The sequence below is a fragment of the Pseudomonas sp. GW821-FHT09A09 genome (genome assembly GCF_059418405.1).
Map to the genome: position 1 here is coordinate 50,663 of NZ_JBWKPU010000010.1, position 23,434 is coordinate 74,096.

Sequence of the window (23,434 nt, forward strand, 5' to 3'; positions counted from 1 at the left end):
CTCATTCCTCGGTCAACGCAGAACCGGCGCGATCGAGCAGCGGCTTGAACAGGTAATTGAGCAGCGAACGCTCGCCGGTGCGCACAAACATCTCGGCGGGCATGCCCGGCTTGATCACCAGGCCGTGGAGTTTCTCCAGCGCCGCCTCGCTGACCGTGGTGCGCAGCACGTAGTACGGCGCACCGGTTTTTTCATCGAGCATCTGGTCGGCAGAGATCAGGCTCACCTCCCCCGGCACGCGCGGTGTGCGGCTCTGGTTGAAGGCGGTGAACAGAATGTCCACGGGCAAGTGGGTGCCCACCTTGTCCACCAAGTGCACCGGCAAATGCCCTTCCACTTCCAGGCGCGTGCCCTGGGGCACGATTTCCAGCAAGGTTTCGCCGGCGCGCACCACGGCGCCTTCGGTGTGCACACCCAGGTTGACCGCGATGCCGTCGGCCGGTGCATTGATCTCGCTGTGTTGCAGGTCGAAGCCGGCCGAGGTCAGTTGCTGCTCCAGGGTCAGGCTGCGCAATTGCGCGTCGGCCAGTTGGCTGCGCACTTCCTTCTGGTACTCCTCGCTGTGTTGCTGCAGCTTGAGGCGCGACTCAAGAATGCCCTGCTCCACGCGGCCGCTTTCGCCGGTGTTCTGCGCCAGGTCCTGTTGCACCTGGGACAGCTGGCGCTGGTATTCCATCAAGCGGTTGCGCGGGATGTAGCCGTTGTCGGCCAAAGGTTGCAGGTTGCTCAGTTGATCGCGCAGGGATTGGGCCTGGGCGGTCAGGTCGCTGCGCGCACGGCGCATGCCGCCCAGTTGTGCGGTGGCACCGTCGATGTTTGCGCGAATGCCGGCCTGCTCGCGGGCAAACGCCTCGCGGCGACTGCTGAACAGTTGACGTTGGCCTTCCAGCACCAGCGCCAGCGCCGGGTCGGGGTCGCTGCTCAACTCAGGGGGAAAGGTAATGCTGGCACGGTTGTCGCGCTCGCTCTGCCAGCGGGCGACGCTGGCCCAGGCCATGCGGTACTGGGCCTGCAGCGATTGCACGTCGGCCTGGTTCTGGGTCTGGTCGAGCCGGAACAGCGGCTGGCCCTGCTTCACCGCTTCGCCTTCGCGCACCAGGATCCGGCTGACCACGCCAGGGCTGAGGGTTTGCACGGCCTTGCGCTTGCCCGACACCACCACCGTGCCTTGCACCGGAATGCCCTGGTCCAGCGGCGCCAGGCTGGCCCACAAGAAGAAGCCACCCGCACCGACCACGGTCAGCAGCCAGCCCATGCGGACAAAAAAGCGTGCGTCGCGTTGTTCAAAACGCGGTTCAACAGTAAGGCTGCTCATGCGCCTGGGTTCCTTGCGGCTTGATACTGACGGCTGAGGCTCACGCCGGCCTTTTCCCGTGGGGTTTCCTGCTGGCCGGACAAGGCGCGTAGCACGTCCTGGCTTGGCCCGAACGCCTGCAGGCGCCCTTCGTTGAGCAACAGCAACTTGTCGGCCTGGGCCAACGCCGAAGAACGGTGGGTGACCAGCACCACGCTGCTGCCTTGGGCTTTCATCTGCACGATGGCGCTGGCCAGGGCGGCTTCGCCGACGGTGTCGAGGTTGGAGTTGGGTTCGTCCAGCACGATCAGGCGCGGCGCGCCGTACAAGGCGCGGGCCAGTGCCACCCGTTGTTTCTGGCCGCCCGACAGCCCGCCGCCGTTGTCCCCCAGCACGGTGTCGTAGCCCTGGGGCAAGCGCAGGATCAGCTCATGCACCCCGGCTTGTTGAGCCGCCTTGACCACCTGCTCAGGGTCGGCGTCGCGAAAGCGCGCAATGTTGTCTGCGATGCTGCCGCTGAACAGTTCGATGTCCTGGGGCAAGTAACCAATGTGCGGGCCGAGGTCGTCACGGTCCCAACGGTGGATGTCGGCACCGTCCAGGCGCACGATGCCCGCCAGGGTCGGCCACACACCTACCAGCACGCGGGCCAGGGTGGACTTGCCCGAACCCGAGGCGCCGAGCACACCCAACACTTCGCCGGCCCCCAGGTTGAAGCTGACTTGCTGCAAGGTCGCCATGCGCCGCCCGGGCGGCCCGGCACTGACCTGCTCGAAACTCACCTGCCCCTTGGGCGCCGGCAACGCCATCTGCTCACCTTCCGGGGGAAACTCGCGCAACAGGTCATCCAGGCGCTGGTAGGCCAGCTTTGCCGAACTCCATTGCTTCCACACCGCGATCAACTGGTCGATGGGGCTGAGCACGCGCCCCATCAGGATCGAACCGGCGATCATCATCCCGGCGGTCATGTCGCCCTTGATCACCAGCAGCGCGCCCAGGCCAAGCACCAACGATTGCAGGCACAGGCGCAAGGATTTGCTCAGCGAGGTGATCACCGAGCCGGTATCGCTGGCCCGGTTCTGCAAGCCGAGGAATTGCGAATGCACGGCAAACCAGCGTTTGCGCAACGCACCGAGCATGCCCATGGCCTGAATCGTCTCGGCGTTGTGCAAATGGCTGGTGGCCAGTTGCGTGGACTGCTGGGAGAAGCCACTGGCCTCCCCCAACGGTTTCTTGGTCATGTATTCATTGAGGCACGCCAGGCCGATCAGCAGCACGGCGCCCGCCGTGGCCAATACGCCCAGCCACACGTTGAACAGGAAAATCACGAACAGGTAGATGGGAAACCACGGCGCGTCGAAGAACGCGAACAGCGCAGGCCCGGTGATGAACTGGCGCAAGTGGGTCAGGTCGCCCAGGGATTGCCCGGCATGCCCCTGGCCGCGTTGCAGGTTGCGCTCGAACGCGGCTTTGTAGACGCGCAAGTTGAAACGCCGCTCCAACTGGCTGCCGATACGGATCACGATAAAACTGCGGATGACTTCCAGGGTGCCAATAAAGGCAAAGAAGCCCACGACCATCAACGTCAACATCACCAGGGTGGTTTCATTCTGGGAGGACAGTACGCGGTCATACACTTGCAGCATGTAAATCGACGGTACCAGCATCAACAGGTTAATCAATGCGGTGAAACAGCCAATGCTGATCAAAATGCTCTTGTATTCACCCAGCGCCTTGAACAAGGGCGCAACGGCATGGGGCTTGGCCATATGTTTTGATCTTCCTTGAACCTAATTGCGCGCAATAGTTGCCCACCCCCGAAACAGGGGACAGCCAACTAATAAAATCAAGTTATATGTTTATAACGAACAACTAAGGCGTGCGCTGCAATATCAGGAGGGTGCCCGACGGAGTGCGCCCTTGGTATTCGCCTTCTTTCTGGCGGTTCAAATGGGTAATGCCGGTGCCTTCGGCATTCATCAGCCAGATCCCATCCGGCGTCGGTGACCAGCTCAGGGGCTTGTCGCCCAACCATTGGGTTGCACAGGCCACATCGCCGCCCAGGGCGTTGGCCTGCTCCAAGAGGTCAAGGGCACAGACCTGGTCCTGCTGCTTCAACGCCCAGTGCCCGGCCAATTGCGCGGTGGTGGGTAAAACGAGACTGCTCGCCATTGCGTGGGCTCCTGCCGACACGAACAACACCTGTGAAACACAGGCGATCAAATGAGAAAAACGTGGCATTTCCAGCTCCTTCCAAGTGCGCGGCGCCGAGGCGCCGCGCGCTTTACATCACGCCACGATATCGCTGACGGCTGCCTGGCCGACGGTGGTGACGAGGAAATCCGCCACGCCGTGACCGGAGAAGTCGACTGCCAATGTACCCAGGTTGGTACCTGCCGCGTAGGTCAGTACAGCATCCCCTGCGTGCCCGGTAAACGCATTGACGAAGGTCAGGCCTGCACCTTTGGTAATGCCGGACAGGTCGATCTTGTCCGAACCCGAGGTGAAGTCAAAGATCTTGTCCGACGCCCCAGGCTTGGAGTCCGAGCTGGCCCCGTAGACGAAGGTGTCGTTGCCGGCACCGCCCCACAGTTGGTCCGCACCGCCACCGCCATAGATGATGTCGTTGCCGGCGCCGCCCTTGATGACGTTCGCCGCATTGTTGCCGATGATCAGGTCATTGCCCGAACCGCCGAAGGCGTTCTCGATGGTGACGCCCTTGGCGATGGACACGTTGCCCACCAGGCCGCCAACGTCGGAGAACGAGGCCTCATTGAGGTTGATCTTCTGGTTCTGGGTGAAACCGGAGAAGTCCAGGGTGTCGTTGCCACCCCCGTCCCAAACCGAGAACACCAGCTTGTCGGCGTTGGACGTAGCGCTGTAGAAATCACGCCCGGTGTTGGAGTTGAACCCGTAGGTGGTGTCACCGGCGCGGGTGCTGTAGTTGGCGCCGTAGAGCTTCTGGATCGCGGCGATGTCGTCGATCAGCGGGCCCGAAGCGTAAGCCTCGACGCCGCCTTTGCTGAAGTTCTGGTTGGTGTTGCTCTCGCTCCAGTAACTCATGACGCTGTAGCCGCGCGTGTCCTGTCCATAGGTCGCGTCGTTGTAGGTCGGGTTGCCGTTCCCGGCGTTGTAGTCGCCAGGGTGGGCCAGGCCCAGGGTGTGGCCGATTTCGTGGGTCAGGGTCTGCCGGCCGTAGTTGTTGAGGTCCGGCGTCTTGTTCGGCGTGTAGCTGCTGTTGGTCAGGTACCACGAAGTGCCGTCATAGCCTGCGCCGGTGCCGGGCAGGTAAGCGAAGGCGGCTGCGCCGTCCTGGCCACCGCTGTAGTTGCCGAAAGTCATATGGGCGTCGCCGCCGGTGGCCTTCTCGGTGAAGGTCACGTTGGCCACGTCCGACCAGGATTGCATGGCCAGCGCGGCCTGTGCTTTCTGCTGGGCGTTGAACTGGCTGAACCCGGAGATGCCATGTTTGTTCATGGTGCTCGAGGAAGCCGAGGTGAGGAAGGTGTAGGTCAGATCGATCTTGCCGTTGCCATCAACGTCACGGTACGCGGCGCCGTCCCGCAGCAGCTGGGTGGCTGCCTGGTCCACGGAGTAGGACGGTTTGCCATTGACCGTGAGGTTACCGCCACGGTCATACAGATGGCTGAAGCTATCGATTTGCGAGTACGCGGTGCTGGCTTGCGCGGCAGATACAATAGCTTTGTCTTTTACTTTTGACATAAACGTACTTCCTTGTTTGCAAGTGCATCAGTCTTTGTTCGATAGGAACCCCGCGGGCGAGATCGTCCTATCACTCGCCTCTTTTGAAGGCGTAAGAAAACTGACACAACTTGAAATCATTCGTCTACATCTATTTCCGGCTTAAAAAACTGGCCAACTAATACCTCTCGCAATTCAAATCCAGTATTTGCTGGGCGCACTTGATTTTGTCCGACAAAAAACATCCACCCCTTATTTAAATATTAAATACCGCTAAAGCCGCGCCACTCTAATAGCGGCGTTAATTAATGGATCCAATATATTGTCACGGTGTCATTGGCAACATTAAAGAGCCACTAGTTATCATAATAATGAGAGTTGCCCCCTATTACCGGGACACACTCCAGCCCGTTGTGCGCAATGCCTCTAATAAAGTCTCGGCTTTCAAGCCCGGCACTGTCGCACCGTCGTCAGTGAGCATGTCTTCCCCGGCCAGGACGGCATTGATGATCGCCTCCTCCACAGCCTCGGCGGCGGCGCTGAACAGCGGGGAAATATGGTCGTTATTGACCATGTGCAGCTCGGTACTCAGGGGTAAATCCTTGCGCCCGTAGTCGGCAGGCGGCAACGCCGTATTGCCGGTGGCGAATGCCAGGAACAGATCGCCGCTGGAATCCTCGGTGCCGCCACCTGTGCGCGCAATGCCGATGGACGCGCGCTGGGCCAGGCGCTTGCATTGGTGAGGCAACAACGGTGCGTCAGTGGCGATGATCACCACGATCGAACCCATGCCCGGCGTGCCGCGCTCCGCGAACGGTGACGGGATGTCCATCAACCTGCGCCCCACCGGGTAGCCGTCCACCCGCAGCTCCTGGCGCTTGCCATGGTTGGCCTGCACCAGCACGCCGACGGTCCAGCCGCCCTGCTCGGTCGTCAGGCGCCGCGATGCCGTGCCGATGCCGCCCTTGAATTCGTGGCAGATCATGCCGGTGCCACCGCCCACCGCGCCCTCCTGCACCGGGCCGCCTTCGGCGCTTTCCAGGGCTTGGCGCACATGCTCGGGTTTGACGTGCTGGCCCCAGATGTCATTGAGCAGGCCGTCGTAGGTTTCCATCACCACCGGCATGCACCAGTACACCGCCGGGTCCGCCAGGCGCTCACGCTCCAGGGCGATCAGGGTGTCGCGCACGATGCCGATGCTGTGGGTGTTGGTGATAGCCAGCGGCGTGGTCAACAGGCCGGCTTCGCTGATCCACTCCAGGCCCGTGGCATCGCCGTTGCCATTGAGCACGTGGTACCCGGCAAAACAGGGTTGCAGCCGCGCCTCCCCGGCACGCGGCTGCACCACCGTCACCCCGGTGCGCACGTGCTTGCCGTCGACACGCGTCTTGAGGGTGCTGTGACCGACCCGCACCCCCGGAACATCGGTGATGGCATTCAATTCGCCGGGCGTACCCAGCCCCAAGGTAATGCCCAATTGACGTGCACGCATAACCACTCCTTACAATTTCTGGAACGCCGGACTCAACCGGCCACTGATGCAATACAGAATCACCGACAGGGCCAGCAAGCCGATGATAATCATGATGTCGCGTACCGACGCCGCCGCCACCAGGGTCACCAGCAGGTAGCCTGCGCCCAGCACCGCCAGCAACGCGGGAACCGGCCACAGCGGCATGCGATAGGGATGCTCGCGATCGCGCAGCAATACCCGACTCATCAAGGCGCTCAACGCCACCACCAGGTACACCAGCATGATCAGCAATACGCTGAACGAGGTGAGGTCCGCCAGGTTGGAGCTGAAACTCAACAGTGCCGAGGGGATCGCCAGGAACAGCGTAGCCAACCACGGTGAATCCCAGCGCGGGTGAATACGGGTAAACAGCTTGTTAATGCCTGGTGTCCACAGCGCATCGCGGCCACTGCTGAACACCACGCGGCCGATCTGGATGACGATGGCGACAATTGCGTTGAACACCGACAGGAAGATCCCGGCGCTGACCAGGCGTGACAGGGTTTCGTTGCCGTGGCTGGTGAGCAGGTAGCCGATGGGGTCGGGGCTGCTGATCATCGCACTCAGGGACGGCGCGCCGATCAGCAGCGCGGTGATCGGCACCAGTTCAATCACCACCACCAGCCCCAACGACCACAACACGGCTTTGTGCACGCCTTTGCCGCCACATTTCATGTCTTCGGCCAGCAGCACGGCCGGGCCGTAGCCATTGAACGAGAACAGGCCGATGCCCACGGCGCCGATGACCAAGGCCCAGGGCGCGAGGTGCAGCACGCCGTTTTCGACGATCTGTGGCTGGAACAACACGCTGGCCGGCTGCACCGGGTTGCCGAAACCGAGAAACACGATCACCAGCAGCGCAGCGACTTCGAGCAACAGGCAGGTGCCGGTGATCCAGGCGTTGAGCTTGATATTGAGGATGCCCAGGGCGTAACTGCACACCACGATGACCAGGGCGACGGTTTGTGAATCGAACGTCGTACCCAGGGCGTTATTCAGATAAGTCGCCGCGCCGGTGGCCAACACCGGCGGGATAAACAACAGCATCACCAACACCGTCAAAAACGTCGCATACCCGGCCATGCCGCCAAACACGCGCTTGGCGTACACGTATTCACCGCCCGCGCTGTTATGGGCGCGGCCCAGCTCGGCGTAGCAAAAGGCAAACATCAGCGCGAGCACGGCGGCCATCACAAAGGCCAGGAACACACCGCTACCGGCCTGCTGGATGGCAAAGGGCGCGATTACGAATACGGAACTGGCCGGGGTCACCGCCGAGACGGTGATGGCGACCACGTCGAAGACACTCAAGGTGGGTTTCAGCACGCCGTCGGGCGTGGGGGAAGTGCTCATATCGTTATCCTCTGTCGTTGTTTTTGGTGTGAGGCAGAAACGAAACGTCTGAATGTCGCGGGATATGTTTCCCGCTGAATGATGGCAACCTTAAACAGGGTGTTCATGTCAGCCAATTCCCCTATTGGCGTACTCCCCTTGACGCCACCCGGCAAAAGCCGAACCCTTGGCCGATCTTTGGGTTGGCGGGAGCCTGTCACATGAGCCTGTTTCAAGAAGTCGGCTTGCATGCCGGGCTGGGGCGCACCGTCGCGCACATCGGCACCGAGCGGTTCTGGAAACAGCTGGTGCTGTTGCTGCACCACTGCCTGCCGTTCGATAACGCCCTGGCGATTTTCTACCCGGTCGACGGCCCGCCCCAGGCGCTGGAGGAATACGACGCGCAACCGAGCAGCAAACCGGCGTCGATGCTGGTGTACCTCAACGGCCTGTATTTGCTCGACCCGTTTTTCCAGGCCTGTCGCGAGGGCTATGCCAGCGGCGTGTACCGCCTGGAGGAAGTCGCACCGGACCACTTCCGCCAGAGCGAGTACTTCCTCAATTATTTCCACGACAACGTGCTGGAAGACGAGGTGCAGTTCATCCTGCAACTGCCGGGTGCGGGCACCTTGTCATTGTCATTGGGCATGCAGCGGCGCTTCAGCGCGGAAGAGACCGGGCTGATGACCACGGTGGCGAATTGGGTATTGCCGTTGATGCAGCAGCATTGGCAGCAAAGCACCCAACGCCCTGCGGCGATGGACAGCCAGATCCGCGATGCATTGAGTCATTTCGGCTGTGGCGTGTTGTCGGAGCGCGAACTGGAAGTGGCACGGCTGGTGCTGCGCGGGTTTTCGTCCAAGGCCATGGCCGAACGCCTGAATATCTCGCCGGATACGGTGAAAGTGCACCGTCGGCATTTGTACGCGAAGCTGGATATTTCGTCACAGCCGGAGTTGTTTTCGTTGTTTATCCAGTCGTTGGGGCATGACCTGGAAAACCCGTAGGCGACCACATCTCGTTACCACGCGGACCGTGGGAACGATTGGTCCACCACCTGTAGGAGCCAGGCTTGCCGGCGATGGCGATCTTGCGGGCGCTATCGCCGGCAAGCCGGGCTCCTACGGGATTTGTGTGTGGCCAGGTCGTTTCCATGGGTAGCTGATTCGCTGTTTGTTCAATCGTGGGGGATGGGCTGGATAGCGTCTGATACCCCACCACCTGTAGGAGTCCGGCTTGCCGGCGATGGCGATCTTGTGGACGCTATCGCCGGCAAGCCGGGCTCCTACGGGATTTGTGTCGCCCCATTGTTTCCATGCAAGGTGCGGGAACGATTAGACCTCAGCGGCCGGTACGGATGGTGTTCCACACCCGTGTACGGATCCGGTCGATGTTCAGCGGCATGGCTTCCAGCGCGAACAGCTTGCCCATCATGTCCGGGCTCGGGTACACCTTGGTGTCGGCCTTGATGGCCGGGTCTACCAGGCTGTCGGCGGCGGCGTTGCCGTTGGCGTAGTGCACGTAGTTGGTGATGCTGGCCATGACTTCCGGGCGCAGCAGGTAGTTCATGAACGCGTAGCCGGCTTTTTCGTCGGGGGCGTCGGCGGGCATGGCGACCATGTCGAACCAGATCGCGGCGCCTTCCTTGGGAATGTTGTAGCCGATGTTCACGCCGTTCTTGGCTTCCTTGGCGCGGCTTTCAGCCTGCAGGATGTCGCCGGAGAAGCCCACAGCCACACAGATGTCGCCATTGGCCAGGTCAGCGGTGTACTTCGAGGAGTGGAAGTACGCCACGTAAGGCCGCACTTTCATCAGCAGGTCTTCGGCTTTCTTGTAGTCCTCGGCCTTCTTGCTGTGGTGCGGCAAGCCCAGGTAGTTCAGCGCGGCTGGCAGCAGCTCCGGGCCGTTGTCGAGGATCGCCACGCCGCACTTCTGCAATTTGGCCATGTTCTCGGGCTTGAAGATCAGGTCCCAGGAATCCACCGGCGCGTTGTCGCCCAGTACTGCCTTGACCTTGTCGATGTTGTAGCCGATGCCGGTGCTGCCCCACAGGTAGGGGAAACCGTGGGCATTGCCCGGGTCGTTGTTTTCCAGGGCCTTGAGCAACACCGGGTTGAGGTTCTTCCAGTTGGGCAACTGGCTCTTGTCGAGCTTTTTCAGCGCGCCGCCCTGGATCTGCCGGGCCATGAAGTGGTTGGACGGAAACACCACGTCATACCCGGATTTACCGGTCATCAACTTGCCGTCGAGGGTTTCGTTGCTGTCGTACACGTCGTAGGTAAAGGCGATACCGGTTTCTTTCTGGAAGTTCTTCGTGGTGTCCGGCGCGATGTAGTCCGACCAGTTGTAGATCTTCACCGTCTCGGCGGCCTGGCTGATAGAGGCCACCAACATCAAGGGCAACAGGGCAATGGCTTTCATGGTTCGATTTCCTGGCGGTTTTAGGGCTGTTTTTATGGCAGGCGATCAAGGATCAAAGCGTTACAGGATCAATACGTAGGTCTTGCGCACGGTTTCCTGGATGTCCCAGATCCCGGTGCTGTTGGCCGGCAACATCAGTGCGTCGCCGGCTTCTATGTGAACAATTTCACCGTTGTCAGGGGTGAAGGTGCAGCGGCCCTGGATAAAGTGGCAAAACTCCTGGGATTTGATCTGCCGACGCCAGACGCCCGGGGTGCATTCCCAGATGCCGGTTTCGACGCCGTCGCTGCGCTCAACGCTCAAGGTCGAGGCCACGGCGATAGGCTCGCCCAAGGGCACGGCCACCGGTGACGAGTCGGGCAAGTGGGCGTTCAGCGTGTCTTTGAATTGAGTGATGCTCATGGGTTTTTCCGTGTGAGTGAAACAACTTAATGCATGAACCCTTCCATGAACCCGGCCACGCCGGTCGCCAGCTTGCGGCGCCACGGGGCGGTGTTGGGGTTGGCCAACACCTGGTCTTCATGGACAAAACTGCGAATGATCGCGTTGTAACCCAGCCAGCGGCACGGCTCGGGCTCCCAGGCCTTGAGCGCCTCCAGGCCACGCTCGCGGATGACCCACGGCTGATGGGTCAGCGGCGTGTCCAGGCCGAGGATCAGGTCGGCCAGGGTGCGCCCACCCAGGTTGGTCGCGCCGACGCCCTCCCCGCCATAACCCCCAGACACTGCGATGCCGGTCTTGTGGTCGCACAGCATGTGCGGTCGGAAATTGCGCGACATGCCCAGGTTGCCGCCCCACGAGTGGGTAATCCGCACCTTTTTGAGCTGTGGGAACAGTTCGCCGAACAGGTAGCGACGCAGCTCCACTTCGCTGTCGGTCAGATCGAAGTTATGGCGCAACTTGCCGGCGAACTGGTAGCCGCCACGGGCACCAAACACCAGGCGGTTGTCGGCCGAACGCTGGCCGTAAGTGACCTGACGACTGCTCTCGCCGAACGCCTGGCCATGGCTCAAGCCGATTTCATCCCAGGTGCTGGCGGGCAGCGGTTCGGTGGCGACGATCAGGCTTTGCACCGGCAACTGATAACGCCCCAATGGCGGCAATGTATTGGCGTACCCCTCGACCGCCGGCACCACCCACGCGGCGCGCACACCCGCCTTGGCGGTGCGCAGGCTGCCGGACTGCCAGTGGGTCACCGGGCTGTTTTCGTAGATCGTCACACCCAGGCGCTCCACCGCGCGCGCCAGGCCGCGCACCAGCTTGGCCGGGTGGATGGTCGCGACATGGGGTGCATAGATACCGCCATAGGGCTTGGCGATGCGGATCTGTTCGGCCAATTGTTGCGGGCTGAGCCAGCGATAATCGTCTTCGGTGAGGCCTTGGGCGTGGAGCTTGTCCAGGTAACGCCGCAGGCTGCCTTCCTGTTCCGGGTAGCGTGCGGCGCAGTACAGGGCGCCGCCTTTGCGGTAATCACACTCGATGCCTTCGCGGGCCAGCACTTGGGCGACTTCATCGGGAATGCCGTGCAGCAGGTCAAACGAGGCGCGGCGCTGTTGCGGGGAAAGACCGGCCAGCAGACGATCCTCACCCAGCAGGTTGCCCATCAGCCAGCCGCCGTTGCGCCCGGACGCGCCGAATCCGGCAGTCTGTGCCTCGATGATCGCAATCTTCAGTTCGGGGGCCTGACGCTTCAGGTAATAGGCGGTCCACAGCCCGGTGTAGCCGGCTCCGATAATGGCCACGTTGACGTCCAGGTCATGCTCAAGGGACGGCCGCGCCACCAGCGGGTCGTCCAACTGGTCCATCCATAAACTGATATTGCGCCATGCCGGCATGCCAAGCTCCCCTACCTCGTTTCGATAGGGGGATGCTAGAGCGCGGTGTCAGGGGCTGTCTTGCGCGCGTGCACGCAAAGAAATTTGTTTGACGTAGGCCTTGGGCGACTGGCCCGTGTGCTGGCGAAACGCGCTGTAGAACGCCGACAACGAATTGAAACCGGCTGCAAACGCCAGGTCATCGATCTTGATCGGCGGCGCGGCCTTATCCAGGGCGGCGAGCAAATGCTGGAGCCGGGCCTGGTTGACGTAGCGGTAGAAGCTTTGCCCCAGCACCTGGTTCAGCAGGTAGGAAATCTGATTGCGGCTGTAGCCACACTCCTTCGCCACCCGTTGCAGGTCCAGCTCCGGGTCCAGGTAAGGTTGCTGTTGTTGGAAATAATGCTGCAGGTCGTTGGCCATGTGCCCCAATTGCTGGGGCGACAGGCCCAGGCGGCTGACCGTGGGGCGCATCGCTTGTGTGGGTTGCTCATGCACCAGGGACGCGTATTCATTGACCCGCCAGATCAGCCCGTCGCGCACGGTGATGGCTTCGCTGGTGCGGAACGACACCAACCCTTGGCCGCCGCGCAAGGTGATGCGGTACTGGATAAACGCGGTATCGCCGTCGGCACGGATACGGTCGGTGTGCTCGATCGCCTCATCCGCGCCACGGGGCATGCTGGCTTGCAGGTACTCGCGCAACTCGGCGTAACCCACTACGCGATTCTGGAAAAAATCGTGGTACTGGATGTCCGGATGGTAGTAGGACATCACCCCATCCAGGTCGCGATGGCGCCAGCACAGGCTGTGGCGCAACACCAGGTCGCCGGTGGCTTGGGTGTTCTGGCAAGCATCGTCTCGTGCGATGTCGGGCATGGATAGCTCTGCGGCGGGTAAACCCTGGAGATTGCCGAATTTTACCGGGGCCTTCAATGGCCATTTGGCACTTCTGACTAATGGCCTTTTGCCTAGTTTTGGGTAGGACATGACCCACGTCAAAATCATGGGAAAGAACCGCCGAACGGGGCAAAAAAAGTCACCGCAGTGTTGCGAACGAATGCTACTTTGAGGGTCTTCGACGCCACGACCAGTGAAGGTCATGGCCCCCTGCCGCGAGCTAAAGGAAGCGCTCAATGAACAAGGTGGGCAACATGAACAAAGTGACGTTCCCCAACGCCTGCCAGTTGATGCGCTGGCATTTTCATCCGATGGGCTTCGAGGGGAGCATGGACGCCCCCGGCAGTATGGTTGCGCGTTTGTTCGACCGCGCCAGTGGCGAGACGCTGATCGCCATCGCCGGCATTCCCTGTGCCACCGTGATGAATGCCGCCGATGTGGAGCGCATCATCGAGGCGGTGGAGGATGAGCTGGAGTCGTTTGTACCGCCGCAGTCTCTGCGGGCGTGACTAAGACTTATCGGATGACTAATTTCTATATGTGGGAGCGGGCTTGCTCGCGAAGGCGGCGTGTCGGTAGATGCATTCGGTGACTGATCGACCGCCTTCGCGGGCAAGCCCGCTCCCACAGGTGGATTGCGTTCGGTTTACTGGCTGCGTTGATCGTCGAAGAAGGCTTTTTTGCCGTCGACCCGCTCCGATGCACGGGGCACATTCAAGCCCTGGCCTTCCGGCTTTTCTACATACCAATAGCAGTGGCTCACCGCCCGGGTAATGCCGACGTAGGCCAGGCGCAGCACTTCGTCTTTTTGCGCATTGTCGTAGGGTTCGCTGTCACCGTCCTTGCCCAGGCCTGCCATGCGGTAGACCTGGTTCTTGTACGGCGAGCTGGTGACGTGCTGGCAATCGCCCAACAGGAACACCGCGTCCGCCTGCAAGCCCTTGGCGCTGTGATAGGTCAGTTGCTTGAGCCGGCGGGACCCGACCGGCAAGCTAGAATCCACATTAACCACAGACTGAATATGCTCCTCTATCAATAACTTATCGCTGCTTTTTCGATAGAGCATTAACACTGAATCGCCCCGTTCATAGTGCGCGAGCAACCGCCGCCCCAACGCGGCATCATCCCGCTCCAGCACGGCGACCGGCACCAATGCCCTGGGTTCGCCACTGGCCTTGGCTTTTTTGCCGGGGATCGCCGGCGCAGCCCGCACGATATGCTCGGCAGCGTCGATGATGTGCTGGTGGCTGCGGTAGTTCTCGCTCAGCATCACGCGGGTGGTGCTTGGCGACGGGAATTCCTTGTTGAACTCCATGAAGTACTTGGGCGAACTGCCACGCCAGCCGTAGATCGACTGCCAGTCGTCCCCCACACACAGCAACGAAGAGCGTTGCGCCCCGCGGCCTACGTGCATGGCCGGGCCACGGCTGCGGATTTCCCGCAGGCTGGCGCGAATCCACGAGACGATCTGCGGGGACACGTCCTGGAACTCGTCAATCATCAAGTGGGACATCGGCCGTAATAGCGGGTCGCTGAGCAGCTTGAGGTTTTCCGGGGTGTTTTCACCAAACAGCGAAAACATGCGGTTATACGTCATGATCGGCGGCGACTGGTCGAGCAAGTGGTCTTCCAGGGCTTTCCAGAAAATGCTCAGGGCCTCGAAGAAGAATCGGTCGGGGTCATCCTTGGCAAAGCTCATCTGGCCGACAGCGCTGGGCACGTCCAGGCCGAGGTTCTCGATAAAGCCGGCCGCCATCACAAAACTGTCCAGCAGCGGCGCCGAGGCCAGCTCGCCCTTGACCTTGTAATCGAAGCCAGGCCCTGCCGTGGCGTCACCGGCCAGGCTGCTTAACAGCCGCTTTGAAGACTCATAACTATCCAACCATATCAAAGGCTTACGGCAGAAAGCTTGAAATAAAGTGCGCTTGACCGCCCACTCTGCACGCACCGACAGTTTCGAGTTGGGGCGGCTGATCTGGGCGTTTTCGCGGGAATCGAAGCCCAGCACCACCCAGGCGTCCAGCTCAGGGATATAGCCGTGGCAGTGGAACTGCGCGCCATTGATTTCGACGGTCTGGCGGCTGGGTTCAATGCCTTTGATCGGCCAGGCGCCGGCCCTGAACCACAGGTCTTCGATCACATCGCAGAGTTCTTCATCACGCTTGGCGGCCAGTTCGGTCACCGCCATGCGCTTTTGCACGTCCGGGTGGTCGCGCTCCAGCTCCTTAAGCTGCAGGCCATGGCGCGCCAGCGGCGCAATCAGCTCGCGAAAGCGGGCATGCTGACCATGCAGCCGGTGATAACAGGCGTTCATCTGTTGGCGCTGGGCATCGCTGATGCGCAGGTCGAACGGGTTGCTGTCGGCGTCCTCGAAACCGGCGCTGAGGGTTTCAAAGGCCTGCAACCGCTCAAAGCCCGGCAGGCTGCGCACCATGGGCAGGATCCGCGAGTGAAAGGTACGCACCACGGCTTGGGCTTCTTTCATGCCAAGGGGTTGGCCCCACAGGCTGAGAATTTCCATGAGCTTGTTGATGAAGTCCTTGCGTGACTCACGGGTGAAGGTCACCACGGTCATCGAGCTCAGCTCAAACCCCAGGTAGTGGGTCAGCAACAGGATGCGCAGCACCAGCGAGGTGGACTTGCCGGCACCTGCGCCGGCAATCACGGACGTTGAGGGCGTGTCGCTGAAGATCATCTTCCACTGCGCGGCACTGGGCTGGGCATGGGCCGGCAGCAGGCGCGCCACGTCAGCCTTGATACGCTTCTTGATCTCGGCGGTCAGCGGTAGGCGCCAGTCATCGAACAGGCTGTCGTCAACGCCGGGGGCACGGTGCTCCTCGGGGCGAAAGTCACGGATCAGCAGGACTTGGCGCCCTTCCTCGATGCCGTCGGCCTTGCCTTCGCGGTAACCATATTCCACACCGGCTTCGTGCCCACTGCGGAACCCATCGGCCTGCCCGTGCAGCCACGAAAAGCGGTGCTGCGCCCTCAAGCGCGTCAGGCCATGGCCAAACAGGCGCGCGGCCAGCCGCTTGAACAGGGGCATTTCGGCCAGAGGGCGCAGTTCAGGGGGCAGATCAGGCTGTTGTTGCGGCACGCGGACTCCTGCGATGAGCTTGGTTTTGAAGAGTGCGCCATGGTCGCCGGAAACTGCGCGCAGTTCCAGCCAATTGCTTTGCTGTCATGAGGTTAGGCGATGAAGTGAAAGTCAAAACGCCAGCAACCAATCGAGAGAACTGATAGGAACACGGAAGTTTTTACGCTTTTTATCGATCTAGGGCTGTTGGATCATAGATGCCATCAACTGGAGACGATCATGCTTGAACTGCGACCTTTCAACTCCCTGGGCGGCGCCCACCATGGCTGGCTTGACGCCCATCACCATTTTTCGTTCGCCGAATACCATGACCCCAAGCGTATGCACTGGGGCAACCTGCGAGTGTGGAACGACGACATCATTGCTCCTGGCACCGGCTTCCCGCAGCATCCGCACCGCGACATGGAAATCATCACCTATGTGCGTAAAGGCGCGATTAGCCATGCGGACAACCTGGGCAACACAGGCCGCACCGAGGCCGGCGACGTGCAGGTGATGAGCGCCGGCACCGGCATTGCCCACAGCGAATACAACCTGGAGACCACGCCGACAGAGATTTTTCAGATCTGGATCATCCCGAATGAAGCCGGCCTGCCGCCTTCCTGGGGCGCCAAGCCGTTTCCAAAGGGTGATCGCGAGGGCTTTGTAACATTGGCCAGCGGAAAATCCGGGGACAGCGAAAGCCTGCGCATTCGGGCCGATGCACGGCTGGTAGCGGCCAACTTGAAGGCTGGGGAAAGTGCCGAGTATGCGCTGGACGCAGGGCGTCGTGCGTATCTGGTGCCGGCAACGGGCGTGATTGAAATCAATGGCTTACGCGCACAAGCTCGAGATGGGGTTGCAGCAGAGGATGAGCGCGTATTGCGGGTGACGGCGATTGAGGACAGCGAAATCGTGTTGGTCGATCTCGCCTGAAACCTGTAGGAGCCGGCTTGCCGGCGATAGCGATCTTGCGACCGCCATCGCCAGCAAGCCGGCTCCTACACAGGATTATTTATTGGCTGATGGCCCCATCTACCAACACCTGCGCCTCTTCCACCAGTTGCTTGAGGTGGTCTTCGCCAATAAAGCTCTCGGCATAGATCTTGTAGATGTCCTCGGTGCCCGATGGCCTTGCGGCAAACCAGCCGTTTTCGGTCATCACTTTCAAGCCGCCGATCGCCTGGTTGTTGCCCGGCGCGTGGCTGAGGATCTGCTGGATGCTTTCCCCGGCCAATTGCGTGGAGGTGACCTGCTCTGGCGACAGCTTGCCCAGCAGGGCCTTCTGCGCCGGTGTTGCCTTGGCATCCACACGAATGGCGAACGGCTCACCCAGGGCGTCGGTCAGGCCACGGTAGATCTGGCTCGGGTCCTGCCCTTTGCGCGAAGTCATTTCCGCCGCCAACAGCGCAGGAATCAGGCCATCCTTGTCGGTGCTCCAGACGCTGCCGTCCTTGCGCAGGAACGAAGCGCCGGCGCTTTCTTCACCGCCAAAGCCCAGCGAGCCTTCAAACAGGCCGTCGGCAAACCATTTGAAACCCACCGGCACTTCGTACAGGCGACGACCAATGCGTGCGGCCACGCGGTCGATCAGGCCGCTGCTGACCACCGTCTTGCCCACGGCGGCGTCAGTGCGCCAGTCAGGGCGGTTCTGGAACAGGTAGTCGATGGACACGGCCAGGTAGTTGTTCGGCGCCAACAGGCCACCGGACGGGGTCACGATGCCATGGCGGTCGTGGTCCGGGTCGCAGGCGAAGGCCACGTCAAAGCGTTCCTTCAGGCCGATCAAGCCCTGCATGGCGTAGCTGGAGGACGGGTCCATACGGATCTGGCCATCCCAGTCGACGCTCATGAAGCGGAACGTCGAGTCAACTTCAGTGTTCACCACGTCCAGGTTCAAGCGGTAGTGCTCAGCAATCGCGGACCAGTAGCGCACCCCTGCTCCGCCCAGTGGGTCTACACCCAGGCGCAGGTCGGCACTGCGGATGGCGTCCATGTCGATCACGTTGACCAGGTCGGCGACATAGCTGTTGAGGTAGTCGTGACGATGGGTGGTGTCGGCCTTGAGCGCCTGCGCGTGGGTGATGCGCTTGACCCCGGCGAGCTTGTTGGCCAGCAACTCGTTGGCCTTGGCTTCGATCCACTTGGTGACGTGGGTATCGGCCGGGCCGCCATTGGGCGGGTTGTACTTGTAGCCGCCACTTTGTGGCGGGTTATGCGACGGCGTGATAACGATGCCGTCCGCCAGGCCGGTGGTGCGGCCACGGTTGTAGCAAATGATGGCGTGGGAAATGGCCGGAGTCGGCGTGTACTCATCGCCTTCGGCCAACATCACGTGCACACCGTTGGCAGCCAGCACTTCCAGGGCGCTGGCACCGGCAGGCGTGGACAGCGCGTGGGTGTCCAGGCCGACAAACAGCGGGCCGTTGATGCCTTGGGCTTCGCGGTACAGGCAGATGGCCTGGCTGATAGCGAGCACATGCCATTCATTGAAGCTCAGCTCGAACGAGCTGCCACGGTGCCCGGACGTGCCAAAGGCCACGCGCTGGGTGGAGATCGCTGCATCAGGCTGGCCCGTGTAATAGGCCGTGACCAGTCGCGGGATATCCACCAGCAACTGGGCTGGCGCCGGCTTGCCCGCAAAAGGACTGATTGTCATGCATAAACCTCAAGAAGAAGGATTCGGAAAAAGTGACAGTTTACTGAGAGTTGGACTACCGCGCGACGGTATCGATCCTACATCAACAAGAGAAATTTCACGCGCTCACCCCACCTGAGCCTGGCGCAGGGCATCGCTCAGGGCAACCAGGGCCATGTCCAGGTTGGGATGCCCCTGAAAGGTATGGCTGATGCGCAGTTGCTGGTGATGCAGGCCTGAAAGGCTGAACAGCTCGCCGGGCACCACCACGATTTGCTGGGCGAGCATGGACTGGAACACCTGGCGCATGTCCACGGCCTGGGTCGCACCCAACCAGAATGTGGCCCCGCCCGCTGGCATTCGATAGGTCACTTGCTGCCCGAGGTGCTCGTCCAGTCGCTGGCTGACCGCCCCGGCCTGCTCGCGCAGCAAATGACGCAGGTTGCGCAAATGCTGGTCGATTCGCCCGCTGTGATAAAGGCGAGCGATCGCACGCTGGCGAATGGAGGACAACCGGAACCCGCGAAACAGGAACTGGCGCTGCAATTCACTGCTCATGCACCGGGACAGCAGGTAGCCGTATGGCGCTTCTGGGCCGAGTATCTTCTCGAACGAGGAAAATACAATCAGCCGCTCCGGGTTGACCAGGTCACGCAATGCGCTCTGGGACGACTTGAAGCTCAACTCACCGCACGTATCGTTCTCCAGCAGCCAACAACCATATTGATCCAGTAACTGTGCCACCTCCAGACGGTCACGGGGTTGCAATACGCCGCCCGATGGCAGGCTGACGGAGGACGACAGCAGCACCAGTTGCACGGGCTCATCGCGCAGCAGCCCTTCGAGCAGTGCCAGGTCGAGGCGCCCATCGGTGGCCCAAGGCAACTCGATGATACGCACCCCGGCATCTTGCAGGAGTCGCAGGATCAACCAGTCACACGGCGACTCGACAATCACCGTGGCGCCTCGCAACCTCAAGGTCTCGACCAGAATATCCAGCACACTTCGAAGATCGGCACCGATGTAAACGTCGTCGGCGTGCCAGCAGCGAATGGGCGAGGTGGTGTAGCGGGCCGCCACTGCCGCTCGTAACTCCCACACGCCACAAGGCTGGGACCAGGGCTGCAACTCGCGCGGGTACTGGCGCACCAGTTCACGCTCCAATCGCAGCAAGGTCGCATCCAGGGATGCCAGCAAGGTGGGCTCGTCGCCACTGAGCACCACCATGCCTGGGCGACGGGCCGCAATGTAGAGCCTTTCGAGCACGTCGCCTCCGGAACACGGCGCCGGGCTGCCTGCCAGTGGCCAGGCGTAGTAGCCCGATTTGGCCACCGAATAGACCCGCCCTTCTTTTTCAAGCAGCGAATACGCATATTGAATGGTCGAAATCGACACATTCAGGCGCCCGGACAACTGCCGCAACGACGGCAGTTTCACCCGTGTATCCGTGCTGACCTCGTTGATCAGATTGATCATGTAGCGGTAGACCGCCTGATAGGCGAAATCGGTCTGCCGCGTGCCTCGCAGCATCATCGTCCGGACAGCTGAAAGGCCTGCGCATCGTATGCTGGCGTCGGGTGCGCCTGGCGAGGGCTACTTGTGGAACGGCCCGAGGCAAGGGGCAACGGGCGCTTGCGGTAAAGGTGCTGAAGCAGGTTCAGCGGCAATCCACTGGTGTCGATGACCCATTGCTGCAGCATGTCGGCAGCCGGCTTGCCTTGGAGCACCTTGTGCAATTCTGGCAACGCCACCAGCATGCCTGGGTGGCACTGGCGCAAATAGCCTTCCAGGCGTTCGCCATGATGGATAAACGGCGAGCACAACAGGCAGATCAACGGCCCCTCCTCCACGCCAAAAAACTGCAGGGCGTAGGCAGAAGACATCAGCCGCCCCTCCCGTGTCGCAGCTTGAGCCAGCAGCTCTTCCGGGATCTGCCGTTGACGCATGGCGTTCGCCGCTTGAATGACGAAGCCTTCAGCACCCGCTTCATAGTCCAAGTCCCTCAGGCATTCGGCCTGCAAGCCGCGCAGATGGGCCATCAACAAGGGATTGGCATACGTCGGATTACTGAAATGAAAGCCCAGGGGGTCGACAACGTAAGCCATGAACTCCGTGAGCAACGTACTTCCCGGCTGGGCGATATCCTCCAGCAAGTCAGCAATGCCGATGTAGGCCAGATGACGATGCCCACCCTTTGCGGCGTCCTCTCGCTCGACATAGTGCTCGCCGTACAACTCGCGGTAATACCCCTGGCTCCATTCATCCATGCGCGCATACAGCCCATTGAGCGATGCGGGCGGGCTCCTGGGGATGGTGAGGCCTGCGCCTTGTGCGGACTTTTTCAGCCAAGCGAGAAATTGGCTTTGCTTGCGTACGGAATCACCGCTGACCACGGCGTGTACGCCCCCGTTCCAGCTGGTCACGCGCTGATAAAAGTCGCCCAAGGCCAGATACGTGTCATTGCATAACGTTGCGCGGATATCCCCGGAAGTCAGGTGCCCTACCATCAGCCGGTTACGCTGGCTGGTTTCGCGCCCGGGCGCCGATGCAGGACGCAGGTGGTTGAAAGGCAGCACTTCCCCATGGTCCACCATCAGCAGTTCGACCCTGGGATCGTCATGGAAAAATAGCCGGCCGTAACCCCGATGAAGAGTGTCGAGGGTGTCCTGAGTCATACCGGCATGGCGTAACGTGGCGACCCGCAGATGAAACGTCCTGGGCGCACGCCCGGCGATAGTCAATTGTGCGGCGCGCAATAGCGCCAGGGTGTAGCTGCTGACTTCGCCGCCGCCATGGGCGACCAGCACCTTGTAGTCACCCACTTGTTCCATGCCACCGGCGGCCACGACGATACGCTGGATCAACAATTGAAGTGCCGTACGTTCCGCGCGGCTGAAATGCCCGATCAAACGTTGAAGAACTTGTTGATAAACATACGTCATGGCCTGTTCGTGAATAGCGCTCATTGTTCTAATACCTGAATTTAAATATAAGTTACGAGCCACTGAACAATCGTGTTCGCTCGACCTATTGCGTTTTTTGAATGCCGCTCGCCATAAAGTGCTTGGGTAAAAAGACACTAGCACCCTGTAACAACAACGCATGGACTGCGTGCTGCCCCTATCATGGAAGCCTGCTGCGGCAAAGGCGCTGCGCAGGCGGCCTATCGACGGCCCGCAGCGGCACTCCTAGGAGGTTTCCGACAACCTCCTACTCCACTAAAACCAGAACTAAAAGAACTTTCCCACAAATAAATCACGCCGACCTTTTCTCTTCGCGCGCTTATAAGTTGAGATCCGCCGTGGAAATACCCGCTTCCCCGGGCCCGTAGAAATGCCGAACTGTTAGTTGCAGGAGGCACCTGCACTACAAGCATGGTTTCATTCATTACTCAGTCCTTGAGATGAAAGTGACAGCACAATTATCAAGGTTGCAATTATGATTAACAGACACAGAACCTGATCGAAAACCAGTTCAGATTGACAACAGGCAACGTGCGTAAAACGCACAGACAAAGACGCCGCACTGGAATTCAGGGCGGCGTCAGGGGGAAAGGTATCGTTTACAGGAGACTGCCGTGGCTGCGCACCTCATGCATTACGCAGCTTAAGCCTTCTCAAATGGCGTATTTGCCCCATACGCCCGGGGATTGAAATACTCGTTTAAGAATATTCCTACGCTTCAAACAGCTTCAACCTGCAACGCGACTCGCTCACGGCACGGGCATTCATCCATGTAGCGGTGCGCTTCCACGAACTGGTTGAACGGAAACACCGTGGTTTTCAGCGGCACCAGCACACGGTCAGCGGTCAATTGGTTGATATCGCGCAAGGCCCGTTGCAGGGCAACCTGATCCTGGATGATGCCCAACTCCGGTTTGCCGGTGAAATTGCCGATGCAGTGCACAAAGAACTGAATGTTCTTCTGGAACGCTGCGCATGCCGGGAATGGCGTCTGGTTGCCACCCTGCAGGCCATACAGCACCAGGCTGCCACGTGGGGCCAACACATCACCCAGCAACGACATCTGCGGGCCGCCCAGGCCATCGAACACCACGTCGACACCGCGATTGTCGGTGAACTTGTTGATTTGCATCAGCAAGTCCTGCTCTTCGGTCACGATGACCTTTTCTGCGCCCAACGACAGCAGGTATTCACGCTCAGCGCTGTCTTTGGTCGCAGCAATCACCCGCACACCCAGCGCCTTGCCCAGCTGTACAAAAGACGGGCCGGCACAATGGCTGGCGTCGGTCACCAGGGCGAACTGGCCAGGCTTGACCCGCGCCAAGTCCACGTAGGCAAAGTAGGCAATCAGCAGCGGCGTGTAGTGCACGCTGGCTTCAATCGGGCTCAAGACATCCGGGTAACGGGTCAGGGCCGAGCGCGGCAAAACGATCTGCTCGCCATACACCGGGTAATCATTGGGGCTCTCGGCCGGAAAACTGGCCACTTTATCGCCCACTGCCAAGTCATCCACGCCATCGCCCAGGGCAACTACAACCCCGGCCATCTCATGGCCAAGCCCTGAAGGCAGGCGCGCATGGGAAGACGCCAGGTTCTGGCGCCAGAGAATGTCGTACCAGCTGATGCCAATCGCGTCGACACGCACCTGCACTTCGCCCGGTGCGGGCTGCGCGGCTACATGCTCTTCGCACTTGAGCACCTCGGCCGGACCAAACTTGTGAAAACGGATCGTGCGGGACATCGCAAACCTCGTCAAAGTAACCTCTAATGCCATGAACTCT

General features: G+C 60.8%; 18 protein-coding genes. 3 read left to right on the plus strand and 15 right to left on the minus strand.

Annotated features, from left to right (window positions below):
* Nucleotide 1 precedes the first annotated feature (1 nt).
* The 6 genes from AC07OV_RS10940 to AC07OV_RS10965 form a co-directional block, all read right to left on the minus strand.
* Nucleotides 2-1,315, minus strand: a complete 1,314-nt coding sequence (locus AC07OV_RS10940; protein WP_495092220.1) for an HlyD family type I secretion periplasmic adaptor subunit — start codon at nt 1,313-1,315, stop codon at nt 2-4.
* Nucleotides 1,312-3,063, minus strand: a complete 1,752-nt coding sequence (locus AC07OV_RS10945; protein ID WP_495092221.1) for a type I secretion system permease/ATPase — start codon at nt 3,061-3,063, stop codon at nt 1,312-1,314. The genes AC07OV_RS10940 and AC07OV_RS10945 overlap by 4 nt, the downstream gene beginning before the upstream one ends.
* 103 nt (nt 3,064-3,166) lie before the next feature.
* Entirely contained in the window at nt 3,167-3,535 is a 369-nt protein-coding gene (locus tag AC07OV_RS10950; protein ID WP_176998321.1) for a protease inhibitor Inh/omp19 family protein, read from the minus strand.
* 48 nt (nt 3,536-3,583) lie between these two features.
* Nucleotides 3,584-5,017 (minus strand): serralysin family metalloprotease, encoded by a 1,434-nt coding sequence (locus AC07OV_RS10955; protein ID WP_176998322.1) that lies wholly within the window; start codon nt 5,015-5,017, stop codon nt 3,584-3,586.
* A gap of 367 nt (nt 5,018-5,384) precedes the next feature.
* Nucleotides 5,385-6,488, minus strand: coding sequence for a DmpA family aminopeptidase (locus AC07OV_RS10960; protein WP_495092222.1), 1,104 nt, complete (start codon nt 6,486-6,488; stop codon nt 5,385-5,387).
* 9 nt (nt 6,489-6,497) lie between these two features.
* Nucleotides 6,498-7,862, minus strand: a complete 1,365-nt coding sequence (locus AC07OV_RS10965; protein ID WP_495092223.1) for an APC family permease — start codon at nt 7,860-7,862, stop codon at nt 6,498-6,500.
* Between the two features lie 200 nt (nt 7,863-8,062).
* On the opposite strand from AC07OV_RS10965, the gene AC07OV_RS10970 reads away from it, so the two are divergent.
* Nucleotides 8,063-8,848, plus strand: a complete 786-nt coding sequence (locus AC07OV_RS10970) for a helix-turn-helix transcriptional regulator (RefSeq protein WP_495092224.1) — start codon at nt 8,063-8,065, stop codon at nt 8,846-8,848.
* A gap of 334 nt (nt 8,849-9,182) precedes the next feature.
* Here AC07OV_RS10970 and AC07OV_RS10975 read toward each other — a convergent pair whose 3' ends face one another.
* The 4 genes from AC07OV_RS10975 to AC07OV_RS10990 are packed head-to-tail and all read right to left on the minus strand — an operon-like array spanning nt 9,183 to nt 12,955.
* Nucleotides 9,183-10,262, minus strand: a complete 1,080-nt coding sequence (locus AC07OV_RS10975; RefSeq protein WP_494996999.1) for a polyamine ABC transporter substrate-binding protein — start codon at nt 10,260-10,262, stop codon at nt 9,183-9,185.
* Between the two features lie 60 nt (nt 10,263-10,322).
* Entirely contained in the window at nt 10,323-10,664 is a 342-nt protein-coding gene (locus AC07OV_RS10980; protein ID WP_176998327.1) for a cupin domain-containing protein, read from the minus strand.
* 26 nt (nt 10,665-10,690) lie between these two features.
* A complete protein-coding gene (locus AC07OV_RS10985; protein ID WP_495092225.1) occupies nt 10,691-12,097 on the minus strand; it encodes an NAD(P)/FAD-dependent oxidoreductase in 1,407 nt (468 codons plus the stop codon).
* Nucleotides 12,098-12,145: 48 nt separating this feature from the next.
* Nucleotides 12,146-12,955, minus strand: a complete 810-nt coding sequence (locus AC07OV_RS10990; RefSeq protein ID WP_495092226.1) for a helix-turn-helix transcriptional regulator — start codon at nt 12,953-12,955, stop codon at nt 12,146-12,148.
* Nucleotides 12,956-13,212: 257 nt separating this feature from the next.
* On the opposite strand from AC07OV_RS10990, the gene AC07OV_RS10995 reads away from it, so the two are divergent.
* Nucleotides 13,213-13,485, plus strand: coding sequence for a DUF1652 domain-containing protein (locus AC07OV_RS10995; RefSeq protein WP_495092227.1), 273 nt, complete (start codon nt 13,213-13,215; stop codon nt 13,483-13,485).
* A gap of 137 nt (nt 13,486-13,622) precedes the next feature.
* Here the strand turns inward: AC07OV_RS10995 and AC07OV_RS11000 are convergent, their stop codons facing one another.
* A complete protein-coding gene (locus AC07OV_RS11000; RefSeq protein WP_495092228.1) occupies nt 13,623-16,073 on the minus strand; it encodes a UvrD-helicase domain-containing protein in 2,451 nt (816 codons plus the stop codon).
* A gap of 219 nt (nt 16,074-16,292) precedes the next feature.
* On the opposite strand from AC07OV_RS11000, the gene AC07OV_RS11005 reads away from it, so the two are divergent.
* Nucleotides 16,293-16,988, plus strand: a complete 696-nt coding sequence (locus AC07OV_RS11005; RefSeq protein WP_495092229.1) for a pirin family protein — start codon at nt 16,293-16,295, stop codon at nt 16,986-16,988.
* 79 nt (nt 16,989-17,067) lie between these two features.
* On the opposite strand, the gene pgm is transcribed toward AC07OV_RS11005, so the two are convergent.
* The 4 genes from pgm to AC07OV_RS11025 all read right to left on the minus strand — a co-directional run bounded on the left by pgm (nt 17,068) and on the right by AC07OV_RS11025 (nt 23,394).
* The gene (gene pgm / locus AC07OV_RS11010; protein ID WP_494996993.1) at nt 17,068-18,711 is read right to left on the minus strand and encodes a phosphoglucomutase (alpha-D-glucose-1,6-bisphosphate-dependent); all 1,644 of its coding nucleotides are present in this window, start codon (nt 18,709-18,711) and stop codon (nt 17,068-17,070) included.
* Between the two features lie 105 nt (nt 18,712-18,816).
* Nucleotides 18,817-20,223 (minus strand): aminotransferase-like domain-containing protein, encoded by a 1,407-nt coding sequence (locus tag AC07OV_RS11015; RefSeq protein WP_495092230.1) that lies wholly within the window; start codon nt 20,221-20,223, stop codon nt 18,817-18,819.
* Nucleotides 20,220-21,656, minus strand: coding sequence for a hypothetical protein (locus AC07OV_RS11020; RefSeq protein WP_495092231.1), 1,437 nt, complete (start codon nt 21,654-21,656; stop codon nt 20,220-20,222). Before AC07OV_RS11020 ends, AC07OV_RS11015 begins: the two co-directional genes overlap by 4 nt.
* A gap of 715 nt (nt 21,657-22,371) precedes the next feature.
* Complete coding sequence (locus AC07OV_RS11025; protein ID WP_071483319.1) at nt 22,372-23,394, minus strand: zinc-dependent alcohol dehydrogenase family protein; 1,023 nt, start codon at nt 23,392-23,394, stop codon at nt 22,372-22,374.
* Nucleotides 23,395-23,434 lie beyond the last annotated feature (40 nt).